The sequence below is a fragment of the Zongyangia sp. genome (genome assembly GCF_965361945.1).
On the sequence record NZ_CBDTOK010000092.1, the window covers coordinates 22667 to 43506 of the forward strand.

The window sequence follows — 20840 nt, forward strand, 5'->3', positions numbered from 1 at the left end:
AGAGATTGACGCGTGACAAAGCCGGAGAGACCGGTGTGGAGGAAATATGGTGAAAAATATAGATCAACCCGGATATGGTGAAAAAATCCTTGGCATTGTGGCCAAGGGAAAGCGAAATCCTGTGAATGTGGAAGAACTCACAAGAAAACTCAAGGTGCCCAAAACAGGGGAAAAGGCATTTGAGCATGAACTGACCCAGTTGGTAGAGGCTGGGGAGCTATATTATAAACGGAAAGGGTTTGTCCTTCCAAGGGAAGTGGGACTGACGCCTGCGCAGGTGGTGAGGGTCAACAGTACCTACGGCTTTGCCCGCCCTGTGGGTGCGGACGGTGACCTATTTGTTCCCGGTCGGGCTCTCATGGGTTCCTTGCCGGGAGATGTGGTGCTGCTAAGGACCTATCCTTCTCGGAAAGAGGGCTCTTTGGGGGAAGGTGAGGTAGTATCCATTGCCAAAGCAGCAGCCTGCCGTTTTACCGGTGTTGTCTCACAGAACCAGGATTTTCTTGAGGTGGTGCCGGATAAGATGCTGGGGTTCCCAGTGCGGCTGGTATCGGGAAAATCCAGCCGATACAAAGCAGGGGACAAGGTCCTCTGTGAAATTGTCTCTAGGGGCTCCCGCCACTATAATCACAGAGCTAAGGTCATAGAGGTCTTTGGCTCTTCCCTGAAAGCGGACAACTGTGCAAAATCCCTGATCCGGTTAAATGAGATCAACGTAGAATTCCCGGCCGTGGTATCTGAGGCGGCGCAGCGGCTGAACGACGCTGGAATCCACCCCAAAGAGCGGGCCAGCCGATTGGATCTGCGCGACGAGATCATTTTTACCATCGACTCGGCGGACAGCAAGGATCTGGATGATGCAGTCTCCATCCAAAAAACAAAGGATGGCTGGGAGCTGGGGGTCCATATTGCGGATGTAAGCTATTATGTTCATCCTCAAAGCCCCCTGGATAACGAAGCCTATGCCCGGGGCACCTCCATCTACTACGCTGATCAGGTGATCCCCATGCTGCCCAAGGCCCTTTCTAATGGGATTTGCTCCCTCAACGAGGAGGAGGACCGGCTGGCATTCTCTTGCTTTATGAATTTGGATACCCAGGGGAATCTCGTCAGTTTTGATTTTAAAAAGACACTGATCCGTTCCAGAGTCAAGGGGGTATACAGCGAGATCAACGCCATCCTGGCAGGAGAGGCAACCCCGGAAATTCTGGAAAAATACAGTGCCGTTATGGACTCCATCCATCTGATTGACCAGTTGTGCAGCCTCCGGTTGAAAAAGAAGCGGGAAAGAGGGGCCATGGATCTGGAGACCAGTGAATCCAAGATTATTTTGGATGAAAACCGGAATGTCAAGGAAATCAAGCCCCGAGGGACTGGGCGCAGTGAGAATATAATTGAAGAGATGATGCTCCTGGCCAACGAGTCAGCAGCCACCTTTGCGCTGGAAAAGCACCTTCCCTTCTGCTTCCGGGTTCATGAACCGCCTTCTCCCGACAAGCTCCAGAATCTCGCGGAGTTGCTTGCTGCCATCGGACAGAGTAAGCGGGACATCCAGCCTGGCGTTTCTCCGACCCGTCTGGCTCAGGTGCTGGAGGGTGTCCGGGGAACCAAGTACCAAATGATTGTGAACAGCCAGATGCTGCGCACCATGTCCAAGGCAAAATACAGTGAAAAGAATATCGGGCATTTTGGCCTGGTGCTTCAAAACTATGCACACTTTACCTCACCTATCCGCCGTTATCCGGACCTGTTTATCCATCGGGTTATGTCGGCATATTTGGCAGGTTCCAGTGAGGAAAAGCTGCAAAAGCGCTTTGGCAAGGTGGCAGGTCCCACCGCCAATCAATCCAGTGAGCGGGAACTCATCGCTATGACCATCGAGCGAGACTGTGAGGACTGTTATAAGGCGGAATACATCCTCCGTCACTTAGGGGAAGAGTTGGAGGGCGTCGTTTCCTCTACCACCAATTTCGGCATCTATGTCATGCTGCCTAATACTGTGGAGGGTCTGGTACGGGCTCAGACCCTGGGCGAAACCTTCCAGTATGATGGGCGGATGGAATATAAGGATATGATGTCCCCCAGAAGATACCGTATTGGAGATACAGTCACGGTCAAGGTGCTGGGAGCCGATGTATCGGCGGGAAAAATTGATTTTGAATTTGTATAAGCAAAGGCTCCGGACCGGGTTCGGAGCCTTTTGTTGTTAGGAAGTTTTTTACAGTGATCCTGTATAATTTTTGCATATCAGCCAAGGCTACCCACATACAATGAAATTGAAGGGTGGGCTTGTATCATGGAAGGTATTCTCCGATCAAAAATCATGCCATGGAGCAAAGGAATATCCACGCCCAGAGCAGAAGAAACCAACCGCATTATTGAGGATATCAAGGCCGTGCTGGAAATGATTGATCGCGCGGAACAGCGCTTTAATCAGGAACAGGACGAAGACCTGCTGGAGGCTTGTATCTATGAAAACAAAGCTCTGGCCGCTCGATATCGCTATTTGATCAAGGAAGCCAAACGCAAGGGTATCACCTGGGACCCCGCCCAACATGGAATTCAATTGGAAGGGGTGTATAGCTCATGGGATAAGTGAAATCGTCCTCATCGCCGCCATTTTTTTGTCCGCAGGGATGCTGGTGGCCTTGTATTCCAGAAGAAAAAACCCGGTTTCCGCCTATTTTACCCATGCCCTTTGTGGATTCCTAGGCCTCGCAGCGATTCACCTGACGACAGGATACACCGGCATTGCCATCGGAATCAACCTGTTCACCTGTCTGGTGACAGCTCTTTTAGGGCTGCCTGGAGTGGTGACCATGTCTATCCTACATTTTGTCTGGGCAATCTAAAGAAGATTTGCTATAATAAAAAAGGACAAAATAGAGCAAGGATGTGACAGGATGTTCAAAGCCAAATGGTATGAGGACCTCCATCTGCCGGAAGATGCAAAGATGATTCGGGATGAGGTCTTTGTCAAGGAGCAGAAATTTCAGGATGAATATGACGATATGGAAGTGAAAGCGCTGCATCTTGTCATCTATGACGAGGAAAACCAGCCAGTCGCCACAGCGAGGATGTTCCCTTGGGAAGAAAACAGCTATAAATTTGGCCGCATCGCTGTACGCAAGCCATGGCGGGGACAAGGCCTAGGCCGGATCCTCATGGAGGAGCTGGAGAAAAAGGCGGTTTCCTTGGGTGGAAAACAAGCGCTGATCGGCGCTCAACAGCAGGCTCGTGGCTTTTATGAAAAGTGCGGCTACATAGCATATGGGGATGAGTACTATGAAGAATACTGTCCTCACATTCACATGAAAAAGCAGATTTGAATCCAGAGGGAGACGTTGGTCTTCCTCTGGATTTCTTTTTGTTTTGCTGATTTTTGCGAATTTTAGCACTCTTATAGAATGAGTGCTAAAATTAAAGGTTTGTTCTTATTTTATGTGTTGTTTTGTAACAAGTGGGGCCTATAATGACAATTGTCAAAAGGATGAAGGACATCCGAAAGACAAAATCATAAAAGAACCAAATGATATAAATGGAGGTATGACTTATGTTTGATCTGTTACCGTTTGAACGCAGAAGAAATGATATGATGAATTTCTTTGGTGACTGGGGGAAGGACTTCTTCGGTGAAATGGGAGATCAGATCTCCGCATTCCGTACCGATATTATGGACAAAGGGGACCATTATCTCCTGGAAGCCGAATTGCCAGGCTTCGATAAAAAAGATATTGACATCGATATCAATGGCGATACATTGACCATCAGCGCCAAACACGAAGCCAATACAGAAGACAAGAAGGACAATTACATCCGCCGGGAGCGCAGCTACGGTTCCTTTGTCAGAAGTTTCGATGTCTCCACCATTGATGCGGCAAATATCAAGGCTGCCTATAACAACGGCATTTTGGAACTGACGCTGCCCAAACTGGCAGAGCAAAAGCCTGAAAGCCGGAAAATTGACATCGGCTAATTACTTGATACAGCATTGTGTTTACATCTCCCAAAACAAAAAGACGCCCGCTTAAGCGGACGCCTTTTTGTTTTGTAGCATGACCAAGCATATAAGCCGAGTTCTGTATTTGACAACGATCTATCTAGGCCTTACGTCGCCATAAGGCTCCAGCCACCTTCTCGAGGACACGCCGGGCCGGCGCTTGATGCCCTCCCTGTGGTGTTGCTCCGGATAGGGTTTACATAGCCGTCCAGTCTCCTGGACGCTGGTGAGCTCTTACCTCGCCTTTCCACCCTTGCCAGCGGGGAAAACCACGCTTTGGCGGTATCTCTCTGTTGCACTTTCCCTAGAGTCGCCTCCGGCTGCCGTTAGCAGCTATCCCGCCCTTTGGAGCTCGGACTTTCCTCGGAAACGGCCTTACGGCCCTGTTCCCGCCGTTGTCTTGCCTGCTCATGGATGATATGATAACATACGTCGGGGAATTATACAAGTTTTCTCGGAAAGCTGCGTTTGAATTTTGATTCATTTTTATGAAATCACAGAGTAAGGTGAAACGAAAAAATTTAATCTTGCATATAAATTGTGTAAAACTTTACATTCTTCGCAAAAATTGAGGATTAATCCTGAGAATCTGCATGAATTTAAAAAAAAGTTGCAAAAAATTCTTGCATTATCGCGTTAAAGTAGTTATAATAATAACCAAATTTGATAAAGGGGAGCTAAGCTATGGCGTTTAAAAGTGAGTACCTCAATAACGTATACGAAACAGTATGCAAAAGAAACAGCGGCGAGCCCGAATTTTTGCAGGCTGTCAAGGAAGTTCTGGAATCTTTCGAGCCAGTGGTAGAAAAACGCCCTGACATCGTTAAATCCGGCGTGATCGATCGTATTGTGGAGCCGGAGAGATTTATCCAGTTCCGTGTATCCTGGGTTGACGACAGCGGTAAGGTTCAGGTTAACCGTGGTTTCCGCGTCCAGTTTAACTCCGCGATCGGCCCGTACAAAGGCGGACTGCGTTTCCATCCCTCTGTATGCGCCTCCATCATCAAATTCCTGGGCTTTGAGCAGATCTTTAAGAATTCCCTCACCGGCCTTCCTATGGGCGGCGGCAAGGGCGGTTCTGATTTCGATCCCAAGGGCAAGTCTGACGGCGAGATCATGCGTTTCTGCCAGAGCTTTATGACCGAGCTTTCCAAACACATTGGTGCAGACACCGATGTGCCGGCTGGTGATATCGGCGTTGGCGCACGGGAAATCGGCTTCCTGTACGGTCAGTACAAACGTCTGCGCAATGAGTTTGTAGGCGTTCTCACCGGCAAGGGCCTTTCCTATGGCGGTTCTCTGATCCGTACCCAGGCCACCGGTTATGGACTTCTCTACTTCACCAAGGAAATGCTCCAGTGCATGAAGAATGAAACCTTGAAAGATAAAACTGTTGTCGTCTCCGGTTCTGGCAACGTGGCTATTTACGCTACCGAAAAGGCACAGGAGTATGGCGCAAAGGTTGTTGCCCTTTCTGATTCCTCCGGTTATGTTTACGATCCCAACGGCATTCAGCTGGATGTTGTTAAGCAGATCAAAGAGGTAGAGCGTGGAAGAATCAGCGAGTATGCAAAACGCGTACCTGGTTCCACCTACACCGAAGGCTGCCGTGGTATTTGGAGCATCAAATGCGACGTGGCTCTGCCCTGCGCAACCCAGAATGAGATCAATGGGGAAGAGGCACAGATGCTGGTCAACAACGGCGTCATGGCAGTTGCCGAAGGCGCGAACATGCCCTCCACTCCGGAAGCTGTGGAAGTCTTCCAGAAAAACGGCGTTCTCTTTGGGCCGGCCAAGGCTGCCAATGCCGGCGGCGTTGCCACCAGCGGTTTAGAGATGTGCCAGAACTCCATGCGTTACAGCTGGACCTCCGAAGAAGTGGATGCCAAGCTGCATGACATCATGGTCAACATTTTCCACAACGCCTATAATGCATCCAAAGAATATGGTGCAGAAGGCAACTTGGTCATGGGTGCCAATATTGCCGGCTTTATTAAGGTGGCAGATGCCATGATGGCACAGGGCGTCGCTTATTAATGTGATTCGCTTTTCATAATGATGGGGTCCCCGGCATTTTGCTGGGGATTCCGTGCATTTGTGGAGGATCCCCTTGCTTTCTGCCAACGGGATTGGTATACTTAAAACGGTACAGAGTAAAAATACCCGCAATCTGGGTAAAATAGAAGAAAGAAGGAAACGGACATGGAAAACTTGAGAATCGAATTGTCGAAAAATCTCAAGCCGAAGCCTCAGGATGAGACCAAATTGGGCTTTGGAAATATCTTTACAGACCACATGTTTTTGATGGACTACGATGAGGGGCAGGGTTGGCATGATGCCCGCATCGTCCCCTATGGCCCATTGCCGCTGGATCCAGCCGCAATGGCGCTACATTATAGCCAGGAAGTTTTTGAGGGTATGAAAGCATACCGGGCTGAGGATGGCAGAATTCTGTTGTTTAGACCGCAGGAAAATTTTGCCCGGCTCAATCGTTCTAACGAGCGTTTGTGCATTCCTCAAATTGATGAGGAATTTGCCCTTAAGGCCCTCATCGAACTTTTAAAAATTGAAAAAGACTGGATTCCTCATATTAAGGATACATCCTTGTACATTCGTCCCTTTATCATCGCAACAGACGCTCATTTGGGTGTCCGCACCGCAAATAAATATCTTTTTGTTATTATCCTGTCGCCCTCTGGCCCTTACTATAAAGAGGGACTGAATCCGGTAAAGCTGTATGTAGAGAACAATTACGTCCGAGCAGTCCGGGGCGGTACAGGTATGGCGAAGACAGGAGGCAATTACGCTGCTTCTCTCAAAGCCCAGGTTGAGGCAAATGACCAGAATTATTCTCAGGTGCTTTGGCTGGATGGCGTGGAGAAAAAATATATTGAAGAAGTTGGCTCCATGAATGTCTTCTTTGTCATTGATGGAGAGGTTATTACTCCTGCGTTGGTTGGCTCCATCCTGCCGGGAATTACCAGAAAATCCTGCATTGAGATGCTGAAGGATATGGGCTATAAGGTAGCTGAACGCCGTCTCTCTATCCAAGAGGTTGCTGATGCCTACAAAGCTGGAAAACTGAATGAGGCTTTCGGCACTGGCACAGCGGCGGTTATTTCTCCCATTGGCCATATTAAATGGGGAGATCTTGTCATGGATATTAACAACAATGAAATTGGTGAGATTTCTCAAAAACTTTACGATGAATTAACTGGCATTCAGTGGGGTAGAATTCCGGATCGCTACAATTGGATTGTAGAAGTCAAATAAATAGATCGAGGCAAAAGCCGGCGGAAAACAGCCGTTTTCCGCCGGCTTTTTTTGGAGGTGAGGATATGAAAATTGTGGAATGGATGATGACAAAGGAACAACACGGGAAGAAGATTTATGATCTGCTTCGCTCGCAATTTCATATATCCTCCACCGTCATAAAAATGCTGAAAAATACAGAGAATGGAATTCAGCTAGACGGCAAGCCTGCTCGGGTCATTGATCGGGTGAAGGAGGGGAGCATTCTTCGCCTTCAGCTTCCTCGGGAGGAGACGGTGCTGGCCCAATGTACCCTGCCCGTCCCCATCATATATGAGGATGAGGATTTCCTTATCTTTAATAAACCTGCCCACATGCCGGTTCATCCGGCTCACCAACATCAGGAGGCAACTTTAGGCAATGTGTGGGCTCATATTATGGAAAAAAGGCTGGGTTTTACTCCGGTCTTTCATCCCATTAACCGTCTGGACAAGGATACCTCTGGTTTGGTCCTCTGCGCAAAACATGTACTGGCCGCTTCTCTGGATCCCCGTCAGGTACAAAAAAGGTATATGGCCATTGTCTCAGGAGCTTTAGAAGGGAAAAGAGGCATCATTAATGCCCCTATTGGTATGGAGTCAGGAAGCAAGGTGCGCCGAGCGGTACGGCCGGATGGACGCACCGCCTGCACCCACTATGAGTGTTTATGCAAAAATAATAAATATAGTTTCATTTCGTGTGAATTGGAGACCGGGAGGACCCACCAGATTCGGGTACACACCGCCTATCTAGGCCACCCATTAGCGGGAGATGACCTTTATGGGGGAAAACGGGATGATATAGGAAGACAAGCGCTCCATTGCGGTTGGATGAAGTTTTTTCAGCCGTTTTTGCGGAATTGGGTCGAGGTGACAGCGCCGTTGGAAGAAGATATGATGAATTTGCTGCTAAAAGAATATTTATGCAATAATGATGTATAAAATCGAAGTTTTTCTGAATTTATTTGCATGAACCCCTTGATTTTTTCCACAGGGATTGTATAATATTAAGCATCAAATAATTTATTGTTTTTTGTAACATTTTGGAGGGGTATTTTATGAAGAGAATTCTTGCGCTGGCCTTGGCAGTTCTTATGGTATTGTCGCTGGCGGGATGTAAAAAAACACCAACTGTGGAGCAAATTCAAAAGGACGGTAAGCTGGTTATGTTGACCAACGCTGCTTTTCCGCCCTTTGAGTATGTGGAGAATAATGAGTTTGTTGGCGTTGATGTAGATATTGCCAACGAAATTGCCAAAGATCTGGGTGTTGAGCTGGAAGTTGTCAATATGGACTTTGACGGTATTATTGATGCAGTAAAATCTGGAAAAGGTTCTTTCGGCGCAGCGGGTATCACCATCAAACCCGATCGCCAGGAGAAGGTGGACTTTTCCATTGAATATGTAACGTCTTCCCAGTATTTGATTATCCAGAAGGATAGTGGGATCACTGCGGATCAGATTCCTGATCTGACTATTGGCGTACAGGCTGGCACAACTGGCGAATTCTTCTGTGTAGATGACAACGGTATGGCAGAAGATCAGGTCAAGAAGTATAAGACTGCGTTGGAAGCGGCTAACGACCTGAAAAATGGTAGAATCGACGGTGTAATCATCGATCAGCTTCCGGCGGAGTCTATCGTAGCGCAAAATGACGATCTGGAGCTGATTGCTGAGCCTTTGACTGAGGAAAAATATGCCATTGCGGTACAGAAAGGCAATGACACCCTTTTGGAAGCCATCAATGCTACCTTGCAGCGGTTGATGGATGAGGGCAAAATTGATGAGTATGTGCTCAATCATATGGGTGCAGCCGCATAAATAGCTGCTCTTACTTGTGGAAAATCAACGGCAGCGGGAATTTGTGCCCGCTGCCGTTCGGTTGTTTTATTATGGATTAGGTGAAATGACAAGAATGAGTTGAGGAGGACGCCATGCTAGAATTTTTTGCCTCCATAGGGGATTATCTATATGAAGGGCTGATTGAAGAAAATCGCTGGCAACTGTTATTACAGGGGTTAGGAAATACATTGGTAATTGCTGTATTTGCGACCTTGATTGGTGTGGCAATCGGCTTGCTGGTGGCTATTGCGAAGGTAGCCGCCGCCCAAAATAAAAAGTTGGGCTGGCTTAATTTTATCTGCGATCTGTATTTGACAGTGATCAGAGGCACACCGATTGTGGTACAGTTGTTGATCATGTATTTTTCCATCTTTGCTTTTATTACCGAGGCAATCCCGGTGGCGATTCTTACTTTTGGTATCAATTCCGGCGCCTATGTGGCAGAGATTATCCGCTCTGGTATTCTGGCGGTGGATCGGGGCCAAACGGAGGCTGGCCGTTCTTTGGGCCTTACCCAGAGTATGACTATGCGGTATATTGTACTGCCACAAGCAATCAAGAATATCCTCCCAGCATTGGGCAATGAATTCATAGCTTTGCTGAAGGAAACCTCTATTGCTGGATATATTGCCCTGATGGATATTACATCGGCGGCGAATTTGATCCGTGGCCGAACCTATAACAATGTCCCCCTGTATGCCACAGCCATTGTTTATTTAATTCTGGTCATTGGTATGACCCGTGTACTCAGGCACTTTGAGAGGAGGATGGCGAAGAATGATCAGCGTTAAAGGATTGGAGAAGGCATTCGGAAGCAATCTTGTGCTCAAAGGTATCGATGAAGAGATTGCAAAGGGCGAAAAAGTGGTCATCGTAGGGCCTTCTGGCTCGGGAAAAAGTACTTTTTTGCGCTGCCTAAATCTTCTAGAAAGGCCCACAAAGGGACAGATTTGGTTTGAGGGGCAGGAGATTACAGATCCCAAATGTGATATTAACAAACTGCGCCAGAAAATGGGAATGGTGTTCCAGCATTTCAACCTGTTCCCTCATTTGACGGTAGCGGAGAATATTACTTTGGCGCCTATCAAACTGGGGCTGCAAAAACCGGAAGAGGCAAAAGAAGCAGCGCTGAAATTGCTGGAGAGAATCGGTTTGTCCGATAAAGCGGATGCTTATCCACCTCAACTTTCCGGCGGGCAGAAGCAGCGTATTGCCATTGTCCGATCTTTGGCTATGAATCCCGACGTCATGCTGTTTGATGAACCCACCTCTGCTTTGGACCCGGAAATGGTAGGAGAAGTACTGGAATTAATGAAAGAGCTGGCACGGGAAGGGATGACCATGGTAGTCGTCACCCATGAAATGGGCTTTGCCCGTGAGGTGGGAACCAGGGTGCTGTTTATGGATGGTGGCCTCATTTTAGAGCAGCAGGAACCAGAAGCATTTTTTGCTAATCCTCAACATCCCCGTCTGCGCGATTTTCTTTCCAAAGTTTTATAACACATAAATAGTCAACCGCAGGGCCCTTGCCGAAACAGGTAAGGGTCCTGTTATTGTTAGGATACATAACAATCATTCTTGCTTCGGTATTTTCTGGGAACCGTCACAAAATTGTCACATGACCGTGGTATGGTTAATAAGGCCCAATGAATTGCGGCTAAATCTCCATAAGGCTGGTGAGAACAATGTGATGGAAGAGATAGTAGGAATCGCTTAGGATTAGTGAATTTTGTTATATTTTTGACAAAAAATAAACCGAAAAATGAATCCAGACATAAGATGTTATTAAAATATAATACATATTTTATATAAAATATGTATGAAAATATTTCTGTAATTTTTATTAATTATATGAATAATGTTGTACAAAAGGTTTCAAAATGGCTAAAATCCTTGCAATTCTTACGAATTTATGTATAATAAAATATGATCGTTCACAGATGAGTGGATGAAATGAGGAGTTCTCAGAACTGCTCAAACGAAGGTGCAGGCTTCGTAGCAAATAAGAAAGGAGCGATGTTTGTGATACGCAGAAACTGTGGTTGTACAGAGAAGAAAAAAACTGTACGCGACAGAAAAAGCGTAACAGAAAAGAAGACAGCTTCGATATTATCTGCATTTTTTTCGACACTTTTTCAGTATTTTTATAAACTGTCTTATGTTGTTGGCTGTCAGTTTTTCCGTTTTCTGAGAAAACTGAAGAGCAAATACCGCGAGGGATTTTTCCGTGCTGTCCACGCTAACCGAGACTTTTTTGCCGGTTTTAAAGACCGTTTTCGGATCGGCTGGAGACGGATATGGAGGAATTTTACCTTCCCCTTTAAAAAGCTGGGTTCTTCCTGCGTTCTCATTAAGAACCAAGTATCCGGTGCCTATCGGCAGAAAGGCTTTTTAGGGGCTGTTGGCGAGTTCTTCTATGTATTCTTCTGCGGTGCGCGGGCCAACATGCGCATCATCAAAGGCTTCTTGAATTACGCGGCGCCAATTTGCGCGGCATTTCTGCTCGTTTATACAATTTCCTATTTTTCCAACCTTGATTACGCACTCAACGTAGAATATCAGGGAATGGAAATGGGGTATATTGAAAACGAGGATTCCTTTGATCAGGCGGAAAAAATGATGCAGGGCCGTATTGTGTATGAGGAAGATCAAGACCCCATCAATACGACGCCTAAATTTACATTAGAAGTAGTGGAACCGACGCAGGTGTTGTCGGTAGATAAAATGTGCGACAATATTATCGCCGCCTCTGGAAGCGTCATTAATCAGGCTACCGGGCTTTATGTTGATGGGAAATTTATGGGAGCGACCCAAAAGGGCGCGGAATTGGAAAATCTCCTTGACGGCATGTTAGCCCAGTATAGGACGGGTGCGGAAAATGAGGAAGTCGACTTTATTCGCGATGTCGAGACAAAGGATGGGTTGTATCCTGAATCTAGCATTGTTGATCTAAAGAATATCGAAACGGTCATTACCTCCGATGTAGAAGGAGAAAAGGTCTACGAGGTAGTGGAAGGTGACGATCCGTGGGGCATTGCGGAGAAAAATGATCTATCCCTGACAGAGTTGACAGCGCTGAATCCTGGCATTGAAGAATCTCTTCTGATCGGCCAGGAGGTGCTCATTTCTAAATCGGAGCCTTTCCTTGGGGTACAGGTAACACGTACTGAAACCTATATGGAAGAGATTCCTTATCAGACAGAGGAAACCGAGGACAACCGCTACTATCGAGGCTATTCCGAGGTGAAAACGGCGGGTGAAAACGGTACTGCTGAAGTTACTGCCAATGTTACCTACGTAGATGGAGTTGAGGTCGACCGAGAGGTTATTGAATCCACAACTATTGAGGAACCTGTGACCCAAGAGGTCATTGTGGGCAGCGCCAGCAATTTGACCTCCTACAGTAACAGCAATAACTTTAGTTCCAGCTCTGGTTCCGCCTCGGCTAGCGGATTTTTGTGGCCAGCCAATGGTGGTTATATTAGCTGTGGTTACGGCGGCTATGCAGGCCATTATGCTATTGATATCGCAGGAACCGGCAATGGACCAGTTTATGCGAGTATGGCAGGAACGGTTGTCTACGCGAGAAATCAGACGACAGGCTATGGACGGCATATTCTGATCGATCATGGCAATGGTGTCTATACGCTGTATGCCCATTGTAATGCCCTTTATGTTACAGCGGGACAGCAGGTAAGCCAAGGCCAGGTGATTGGTCAGGTTGGCCAGACTGGTAACGCCTATGGCCGACACCTGCACTTCGAGATCCGTATTAACGGACGCTATATGAATCCGGCCAATTACTTCTAAAATAAGCTGTTTTGCATAAAAAGGGACGCTTGAGCGTCCCTTTTTATTTATAGGAGGTAAAAAAAGAAATACTGAGTAAAACAGTGAAAAAAAGAGAAACTAAGCGGTATTTTTAATATTTGAGGAATATTTTCAAATTGCCAAGGTAGCATTTTAGCACGATAAAGTATATAATAAGTCACGTGCTTGGAGGATGACATCTGAGCAGGAAGGGGAAAAGAATATGAAAAAAATTGGTGTGTTTTTGTTAGCGATGCTTATGTGCATTACCGTATTTGCCGGATGCGCCTCGCAGGGGGAAAGCTCTACAGCAGGGGATTCCCAATCTGATAGCAGTTCACAGTCCCAAAGCGAATCTGGCGCTCAGAACGGTGAAAAGACAGAATTCATTGTGGGTTTGGACGTTTCCTTCCCGCCTATGGGATTTATGAGCGAAGATAACGAAATTGTCGGATTCGATATCGACATGGCAAAAGAGGTTGCCAAAAAATTGGGCCTGGAATTGAAGCTACAGCCTATCGATTGGGCTGCCAAGGAGATGGAGCTCAACAACGGCAACATTGATTGCATTTGGAATGGAATGACAGTAACTGAGGAAAGAGAAGAAAATATGCTGCTCCTCCGTCCCTACATGGCAAACAACCAGCTGATTGTTGTTGCGAAGGATTCTCCCATTGCGACAAAAGCAGATTTGGCAGGAAAGATTGTTGCAGTTCAGACAGATTCTTCTGGTGAGCTGGCACTGAACAATGACCCCATTAAAGATGAGGTAGCTGAGGTTGTTTCCATGGCCGACTATGTCTCTGCCCTGAATGATCTGAAGATCGGCAGAATTGATGCGGTTATTATCGATGAAGTCGTTGCACGTTATTATGTAGAGATGGAACCGGAAAACTTCACCATTATTGAAGAGTCTCTGCAGGAAGAGGAATACGCTATCGGCTTTAAAAAAGATAATACTGAATTTGCACAGCAGGTTCAGGAGGCCTTTGATGAGGTTGTTGCCGAAGGCACCGCAGCTGAAATCTCTGAGAAATGGTTTGGAAAGGATATTGTCCTCAAATAACCTCATCTCCTATAAATGTGACAAAGTGTGAAAACAAAACCGGTTTTTTTACAAAACCGGTTTTGTTTTTTTATCTTTTATGGTATGATATTCCCAGTGGCTTTCGTTTGATAACATGGTATCATTTTAGAACGAATAGCAGAAAAACAGCGGCGGTACGGACGCCTTTGCAGGAGGGAATATTTTGGATTTGCAATATATATGGACACTGACGCAACCACTTTTGCTCGGTGCGCAGACAACAATACTGCTCTTCTTTATTGTCATAATCCTGGCGATGCCTTTGGGCTTTGTGTTTACAGGGATGGTGCGCAGCCGGTTTCGTGTGCTTCGATGGATCGGCAATGCATACATTACGCTAATGCGGGGAACGCCATTGCTGCTTCAGTTGTTCTTTATTTATTTTGGACTCCCCATTCTACCAGTGATTGGCGAATATTTGAAATTTGGCCGTTTTACAGCCGCCTGTATCGGATTTGTCCTCAATTATGCGGCCTATTTTGCAGAGATTTATCGCGGAGGCCTCTTGGCAATTGACAAAGGCCAGTATGAGGCATGTAAGGTGCTGGGCCTGAGCAAGGTGCAGACAACTGTGAAGGTGATTATCCCCCAAATGATCCGAGTGGCCCTGCCTTCTATTGCTAACGAATCTATTACCTTGGTGAAGGATACATCTCTGTTATACGCGGTTTCTGTACCCGAAGTGCTTCACTACGCAAAGCTTGCGGTAAGCCGGGATATGACAACGATTCCATTTATTCTAGCGGCGATTATTTATCTGGTGATGGTAATGCTGCTCACCTTTTTCTTCAAAAAGGTGGAGAAAAAATTCAGTTTTAAATAGGCTTGTGGAAGAAAGGAACAGATGTCATGGCGTTAATTGAGATACAGGGACTGAAGAAGTCTTTTGGTAAATTAGAAGTCCTAAAAAATATTAGTTTTCATGTGGATAAGGGCGATGTAGTTTCCATTATTGGTTCCAGCGGTTCGGGAAAGAGTACAATTCTCCGCTGTCTTATTAACCTGGAACAGATTGATGGTGGTACAGTCACTGTAGATGGTGAGGATATGATCCGCGACGGACATTATGCACCCTCAGCCCAGGTGAAGCAGATCACCCGGAAGATGGGGATGGTGTTCCAATCTTTCAATCTGTTCCCGCATATGACGGTTAAGCAGAACTTATTGATGCCAGCGATGACAGTAAAGAAAATGCCGAAAGAAGAGGCATTGGAACAGTGTATTAATTTGTTGACCAAGGTGGGACTGGCGGACAAAATCGATGCTTATCCCTCTAATCTTTCTGGCGGTCAGAAGCAGCGGGTGGAGATCGCCCGTTCTTTAATGATGAAACCCGAGATCATCCTGTTTGACGAACCCACTTCCGCCCTAGACCCGGAGCTGACAGGCGAGGTTCTGGCGGTAATGAAACAATTGGCCCAGGAGCACATGACCATGATTATTGTGACCCATGAGATGGCGTTTGCACGGGAGGTTTCCAATCAGGTCCTCTTTATGCACAATGGTGAGATATTGGAAAGTGGCACGCCGGAGCAGATTTTTGGCAATCCTCGGGAAGCAAGAACCAGGGAATTCCTCAACAGTATTTTTTAATTTTTGCATTGTAAATCATTGTAAAATCCCGACGTATATGTCGGGATTTTTTATAGAGTAGCGGAAGAAAAATTGACAGTAAAAATATACAAGTGTTATAATAAAAAAGTCGCAAATCCACTGAGTTTTTACAATAGTTGTATGATATGTATGGAAGTGATTTGATATATCTGTATGTTTTTTTGATGAAAGGGAGGAATTGGTTTGATCGACTTTGTGAAGCACCATATTGACAAAACAAGTCCGGTTCCTTTGTATTTTCAGATCAAGGAAATCATCCTCAGCGAAATTTTATCCGGAAATTTGCAGACGGGAGATCTGATTCCCACTGAAGTTGAGTTTTCCCAAATGTATAAGGTCAGCCGTTCCACAGTGCGGCAAGCGATTTTGGAACTTGTCAATGAAGGATATCTCTGCCGGCTTAAAAGTAAGGGAACATTTGTATCCAAGCCGAAGATTTCCCAGGAATTTGTTTATAAGCTGGATAACTTCCGTTCCCAAATGGCTCGTGCCGGTTTGGAACCTAAAACCGAAGTGTTGGAATTTGAGGTGATAAATCCAACAGACTCCATTATGAAGGCGTTGGAGATTACCGAGGATGATAAGGTCATCAAGCTGTCCCGTCTCCGCTATGCAGGATCGGATCCCATTGTCATTGTGGATACCTATCTGCCTTATGAATTGTGCGCTCCGATCCTGAAGATGGACATGTCGGTGCGGTCCTTGACAGAGTTTACCAGTCTTGACCCTCAGACAGAGGTAGTTCGTGCCAAAAGAACCATAGAAGCTATTAACGCGGGGCCCTTTGAATCCCGTCACCTTCGGATCAAACGAGGACATGCGGTTTTGCAGTTTCGAACGACAGGCTATAACTGTTATGACCGGCCGGTGGAATACTCTATTGCCAGATATCGGGGGGATCGGAATAAGTTCACCGTTTCCACAGTTAATACATCAGAAGAGCTATAAAAAAGCCCGGGATCCTATGATCCCGGGCTTTTTTATAGCTTAATATAATATAGATTGACAAATTATATTATATTAAATATAATATAGAAAGTGATATAAGAATAGAGGTGAGGACATGGCGTTTCAGTTGGGGGCTTCCCTTCTAGAGGCGTGTGTGTTGGCAGTACTGGCCCGAGGGGATACCTACGGATATATTTTGACCCAAAATATCCGCAGCATCATCGAGATATCGGAATCCACCTTGTATCCGGTGCTGCGGCGGCTGCAAAAGGACAACTGCCTGACCACATATGATCAGCCCTGTCAGGGCCGCAACCGGCGGTACTATCGGATTACCGAAGAGGGAAAACAGCGCCTTGAACAATATATGCGGGACTGGAGCGAGTATAAGGAAAAAGTAGATCTTGTTTTGAGTGGAGGAATCAATCATGAGTGCAAGTGATTTTTTGAGAAGGCTGGATGTACAGCTTCGGCAGCTGCCGCCAGGGGAAAGAGAGAATGCGCTGGCCTATTACCGGGATTATTTTGCAGATGCTGGCATTGAAAATGAACAAAAGGTATTGGAGGAATTAGGATCGCCAGAGAAGTTGGGAGCGGAGATTGTCGCCGATTATTATTACAAGAATGGCGCAGAAGCACCGATGATGTATCCCAAAAAGAAAGGGATGCCGTTAGCAGTAAAAATAATCCTAGGTATCATCCTGTGTCCCATTATCCTTATCCTATTGATAGCGTTTGCCGCGGTTTTGTTTGCGATTTTTATAATTCCGGTATCCCTTATGGCAGGAGGTGTCATTTATTTCCTGGGTGGTATTGCCGTAATGCTGATCAATATTCCCACAGGCTTTATGGTCCTGGGGGAAGGGCTTCTGGCCGCGGGTATTGGACTGCTCCTCTTTGTCCCGGTTAAGCGTTTGATGGTGATCAGTTGGCATGGGGTTGTAAGAATGTTCCGTAGACTGACGAGAAAGGGGGAGGTACAATGAAAAAGAGTTCTAAATATCTGTTGATTATCGGCGGGATTCTGTCCGCTGTTGGAGTTGTTACCATGGGAATTTCCATTGTGGCCGGGGCCAGTACAGGTGTGGTAATTGGTGGCAACGGAATTCAGGTTGCCGAAACAAAAGTAATGGATATGGGAAAAGAAGAAACGATTCAGGATCAAAAAGTGCTGGAGTCCTTTGAATCACTTTATGTTGACGCAGGGGTGAGTGAGATCCGTCTTGTGCCCTCCGACCATTACGGTGTGGAGTATCAGCTCAACCGTTCTGATGGAGAGCTATCCTGTGAAGTGAAAGACGGCGCGCTTCATGTGACCCAAGGGTCGAATGGGGGAATCCACTTTAACCTAGACCTGTTTGGATGGATGAACCGGCAGAAGACCTATCTTGCAATTTATTATCCAGAGGGAACCCAGTTTAATACGGTGCAGGTAGAAAACAGCTTGGGTGAGCTGACGGTAAAGGATATAAAGGCGAAGACAGCGGACTTTTCCCTCGATCTTGGATATGGCGTTTATGAAAACATAGAGGCCGAGAAATTAACAATTCACCATGATAGTGGTTCCTTGAATATATCAAACGGTACGGTGGGCTCGCTGGAAATTCAGTGCGAACTTGGAGAAGCGCAATTGAGCGGTATCACTGCCAATCAAATGAACTTTCAAGGAGATTTGGGCAGTCTGAGTATCCGTAACAGCCTGCTGCGGCAGTCTGAGATTTCCTGCAGCATGGGAGAAGTGGATATTCAGGGCCTGGAATCGGATGGACTACAGATTGAAGCGGATAATGGTTCTGTGGTTGTCGAGGGTACCCTTCGAGGCCGTACGGGAATTGATGCTGAGATGGGCAGCATCCATGTTACCACCACCTTGGGAAAGAATGAATACAACTATGATGTCCACTGTGAGATGGGGGAAATCTATATGAATGGGGAAGAACAGGGTGGTTTGACCTTTGACACAGGGGCGGAAAACGACCTGGATCTTCAAGCGGATTTAGGCAGCATCCATATCAATGTGAAGGAATAGCAATGAAAAAGGTGGCCAGCTGGCCGCCTTTTTTAGTAAGGGTTAGATTTTTAAGCTACGTCTTGCAAGATTGTAGATTGTTTTGCAACAGGCACAAAAAGTTCACAATTTATTAATGAAACACCGGATAGGTATAGTGTATAGTTTATATTAGCACTCTAAGCATGTGATTGCTAATACAATAAAAGGGGAGACCAACCATGGCCAAAAAACAGTTTAAGGCGGAATCTAAACGCCTTTTGGATCTGATGATCCATTCTATTTATACCAACCGGGAAATTTTTCTGCGGGAACTGATTTCCAATGCCAGTGACGCCATTGACAAACTGTGCTATCTGTCTTTGACCGACGAAAACGTAGGTATGAGCCGCGGTGATTTTGCCATCACCATCCAACAGGATAAAGAGGCTCGCACTTTGATGGTATCCGATAATGGTATCGGCATGGACAAACAGGCTTTGGAGGAAAACCTGGGTGTCATCGCCAAAAGTGGTTCTCTGCAGTTTAAGGAAAACCTCGAAAAAGACGAGCAGAAAAACGACGATATTGATATCATCGGCCAATTTGGCGTAGGATTTTACTCCGCTTTTATGGTCAGCGACACGGTAACCGTTATCAGCCGGGCCTATGGCAGTGACACTGCCTATCGATGGGAATCCTCCGGTGCTGACGGTTATACCATCACCGAATGTGAAAAGGACACAGTGGGCACGGATATTATCATGAAGATCAAGGCCGACACAGAGGATGAGAAATATTCTCAGTATCTGGAGGAATATCCTCTGCGGGAGCTGATTAAAAAATATTCCAACTATATCCGCTATCCCATTCGGATGATGGTAACAAAAAGCCGTCCGATTGAAAAGAAAGACGAGGATGACAAGGGCAAAGCGCCAGAATATGAGACCTATCAGGAGATGGAAACCATTAACGATATGGTGCCTATCTGGCATAAGAAAAAGGGCGAGGTGTCCGACGAGGACTACAACCAGTTCTATAAGGAACGTTTCCTTGACTATGCGGACCCACTTAAGACCATCCATATTAGTACGGAGGGCGTCGTTTCCTATGAGGCGCTGCTTTTCATCCCTTCGCATATGCCGCGGGATTATTTTACCAAAGACTACGAAAAAGGGCTGCAGCTCTATTCCAGCGGTGTCATGATTATGGAGAAATGTGCTGATCTGCTGCCAGAGCATTTCCGCTTTGTCCGCGGTGTGGTGGATTCTCAGGACCTGTCACTGAATATTTCCCGTGAAATGCTGCAGCAGGACCGCCAGGTCCAGGTGATTGCCTCCAGCATTGAGAAAAAGATCAAACGGGAACTAACAAAGATGCTGGAAAATGACCGGGAAAAATATGAGGAATTTTTCAAGAATTTCGGAATCCAGCTGAAATACGGTGTTGCCAGTGATTATGGTACCCATAAAGAGATGCTCAAGGATCTTCTGCTTTTCTATTCTTCCACAGAGCAAAAACTGTCTACCTTAGGGGAATATGTATCCCGGATGAAGGAAGATCAAAAATACATTTACTATGCCTGTGGAGAGACCATTGCCAAAGTAGACCGTCTGCCTCAGACAGAAGCGGTTAAGGCCAAAGGCTATGAGGTACTATATCTTACCGATGAAGTGGATGACTTTGTGATGCAGATGCTTCACGAGGAAAGCGGTAAAGAAATTAAATCGGTCAGCAGTGATGATATTGCGGATGAGAACGATCAGAAGGCAGCGGAGGAACAAACCAAAGAGAATCAGGAGCTCCTCGATTTTGTCAAAGAAAGTTTGGATGGAAAGATCAAGGAAGCGAAGGTTTCCACCAAACCGGGAACCCATCCGGTCTGCCTCTCCAGTGAAGGCGGCATTACACTGGAGATGGAAAAGTATTTTGCTCAGATGAAGAATGAACCAGTTATCAAAGCAGAGCGGGTCCTGGAATTTAACGCCGGCCATCCGATGTTTAAGGCTTTGCAAAAAGCTTTTGTGGACGGGGACAAGGAGCGTGCGGCTAAGTTAAGCCAGGTGCTGTATAGCCAGGCAGAGCTGATCGCAGGTTTTTCGCTGGATGATCCCACGGCGTATACTGATCTGGTGTGTGAACTTCTGGCCAATCAATAGGAATCACAGCATGGAAGAGGGAATGGAGATTTCTCCATTCCCTTTTCCATTTTGAGGAGGACGGTTAACTTTTTGTTTTCGGCTCTACTCAAGATAAAAAATTT

The 20840-nt window shown here is 46.2% G+C and carries 20 protein-coding genes and 1 other RNA gene; 20 read left to right on the plus strand and 1 reads right to left on the minus strand.

Features of this window, described 5'->3' with window-relative positions; translation table 11 throughout:
* Positions 1-49: 49 nt before the first annotated feature.
* The 5 genes from rnr to ACZ25G_RS05895 all read left to right on the plus strand — a co-directional run bounded on the left by rnr (position 50) and on the right by ACZ25G_RS05895 (position 3976).
* Complete coding sequence (gene rnr / locus ACZ25G_RS05875) at positions 50-2170, plus strand: ribonuclease R (protein ID WP_463681849.1); 2121 nt, start codon at positions 50-52, stop codon at positions 2168-2170.
* A gap of 126 nt (positions 2171-2296) precedes the next feature.
* A complete protein-coding gene (locus tag ACZ25G_RS05880) occupies positions 2297-2599 on the plus strand; it encodes a DUF2508 family protein (protein ID WP_191509725.1) in 303 nt (100 codons plus the stop codon).
* Positions 2556-2852: a pro-sigmaK processing inhibitor BofA family protein gene (locus ACZ25G_RS05885; RefSeq protein ID WP_463681850.1), complete on the plus strand. Its 297-nt coding sequence runs from the start codon at positions 2556-2558 to the stop codon at positions 2850-2852. Before ACZ25G_RS05880 ends, ACZ25G_RS05885 begins: the two co-directional genes overlap by 44 nt.
* 51 nt (positions 2853-2903) lie before the next feature.
* The gene (locus ACZ25G_RS05890) at positions 2904-3329 is read left to right on the plus strand and encodes a GNAT family N-acetyltransferase (RefSeq protein WP_191509723.1); all 426 of its coding nucleotides are present in this window, start codon (positions 2904-2906) and stop codon (positions 3327-3329) included.
* Between the two features lie 224 nt (positions 3330-3553).
* Positions 3554-3976, plus strand: coding sequence for an Hsp20/alpha crystallin family protein (locus ACZ25G_RS05895; protein WP_191509722.1), 423 nt, complete (start codon positions 3554-3556; stop codon positions 3974-3976).
* A gap of 76 nt (positions 3977-4052) precedes the next feature.
* Here the strand turns inward: ACZ25G_RS05895 and rnpB are convergent.
* Positions 4053-4411, minus strand: an RNA gene (gene rnpB, locus ACZ25G_RS05900) — RNase P RNA component class A.
* Between the two features lie 273 nt (positions 4412-4684).
* Here rnpB and gdhA point away from each other — a divergent pair.
* From gdhA to htpG, 15 genes are all read left to right on the plus strand, one after another.
* Positions 4685-6037, plus strand: a complete 1353-nt coding sequence (gdhA, locus tag ACZ25G_RS05905; protein ID WP_463681851.1) for an NADP-specific glutamate dehydrogenase — start codon at positions 4685-4687, stop codon at positions 6035-6037.
* 165 nt (positions 6038-6202) lie between these two features.
* Positions 6203-7273, plus strand: a complete 1071-nt coding sequence (locus ACZ25G_RS05910) for a branched-chain amino acid aminotransferase (protein WP_191509721.1) — start codon at positions 6203-6205, stop codon at positions 7271-7273.
* A 65-nt stretch (positions 7274-7338) separates the two neighbouring features.
* Positions 7339-8232, plus strand: a complete 894-nt coding sequence (locus ACZ25G_RS05915; RefSeq protein WP_463681852.1) for an RluA family pseudouridine synthase — start codon at positions 7339-7341, stop codon at positions 8230-8232.
* A 116-nt stretch (positions 8233-8348) separates the two neighbouring features.
* A complete protein-coding gene (locus tag ACZ25G_RS05920) occupies positions 8349-9110 on the plus strand; it encodes a transporter substrate-binding domain-containing protein (protein ID WP_191483061.1) in 762 nt (253 codons plus the stop codon).
* A 113-nt stretch (positions 9111-9223) separates the two neighbouring features.
* Positions 9224-9922: an amino acid ABC transporter permease gene (locus ACZ25G_RS05925; protein WP_191483062.1), complete on the plus strand. Its 699-nt coding sequence runs from the start codon at positions 9224-9226 to the stop codon at positions 9920-9922.
* The gene (locus ACZ25G_RS05930; protein ID WP_191483063.1) at positions 9909-10631 is read left to right on the plus strand and encodes an amino acid ABC transporter ATP-binding protein; all 723 of its coding nucleotides are present in this window, start codon (positions 9909-9911) and stop codon (positions 10629-10631) included. Before ACZ25G_RS05925 ends, ACZ25G_RS05930 begins: the two co-directional genes overlap by 14 nt.
* Positions 10632-11576: 945 nt before the next feature.
* Positions 11577-12941 (plus strand): peptidoglycan DD-metalloendopeptidase family protein, encoded by a 1365-nt coding sequence (locus ACZ25G_RS05935; protein ID WP_463681853.1) that lies wholly within the window; start codon positions 11577-11579, stop codon positions 12939-12941.
* A gap of 223 nt (positions 12942-13164) precedes the next feature.
* The gene (locus ACZ25G_RS05940; RefSeq protein ID WP_191483065.1) at positions 13165-14007 is read left to right on the plus strand and encodes a transporter substrate-binding domain-containing protein; all 843 of its coding nucleotides are present in this window, start codon (positions 13165-13167) and stop codon (positions 14005-14007) included.
* A gap of 184 nt (positions 14008-14191) precedes the next feature.
* Entirely contained in the window at positions 14192-14851 is a 660-nt protein-coding gene (locus ACZ25G_RS05945) for an amino acid ABC transporter permease (protein WP_191483066.1), read from the plus strand.
* A gap of 26 nt (positions 14852-14877) precedes the next feature.
* A complete protein-coding gene (locus ACZ25G_RS05950) occupies positions 14878-15621 on the plus strand; it encodes an amino acid ABC transporter ATP-binding protein (RefSeq protein WP_463681854.1) in 744 nt (247 codons plus the stop codon).
* Between the two features lie 204 nt (positions 15622-15825).
* Positions 15826-16590, plus strand: a complete 765-nt coding sequence (locus ACZ25G_RS05955; protein WP_224771635.1) for a GntR family transcriptional regulator — start codon at positions 15826-15828, stop codon at positions 16588-16590.
* A gap of 115 nt (positions 16591-16705) precedes the next feature.
* Positions 16706-17032, plus strand: a complete 327-nt coding sequence (locus tag ACZ25G_RS05960) for a helix-turn-helix transcriptional regulator (RefSeq protein ID WP_191483068.1) — start codon at positions 16706-16708, stop codon at positions 17030-17032.
* Positions 17019-17576 (plus strand): DUF1700 domain-containing protein, encoded by a 558-nt coding sequence (locus tag ACZ25G_RS05965; RefSeq protein WP_342681219.1) that lies wholly within the window; start codon positions 17019-17021, stop codon positions 17574-17576. Before ACZ25G_RS05960 ends, ACZ25G_RS05965 begins: the two co-directional genes overlap by 14 nt.
* Positions 17573-18619: a DUF4097 family beta strand repeat-containing protein gene (locus tag ACZ25G_RS05970; RefSeq protein WP_342681218.1), complete on the plus strand. Its 1047-nt coding sequence runs from the start codon at positions 17573-17575 to the stop codon at positions 18617-18619. The genes ACZ25G_RS05965 and ACZ25G_RS05970 overlap by 4 nt, the downstream gene beginning before the upstream one ends.
* Before the next feature lie 200 nt (positions 18620-18819).
* Positions 18820-20736 carry a molecular chaperone HtpG gene (htpG, locus tag ACZ25G_RS05975; protein WP_463681855.1) on the plus strand — a complete coding sequence of 639 codons (1917 nt, stop codon included), beginning with the start codon at positions 18820-18822 and terminating at the stop codon, positions 20734-20736.
* Positions 20737-20840 lie beyond the last annotated feature (104 nt).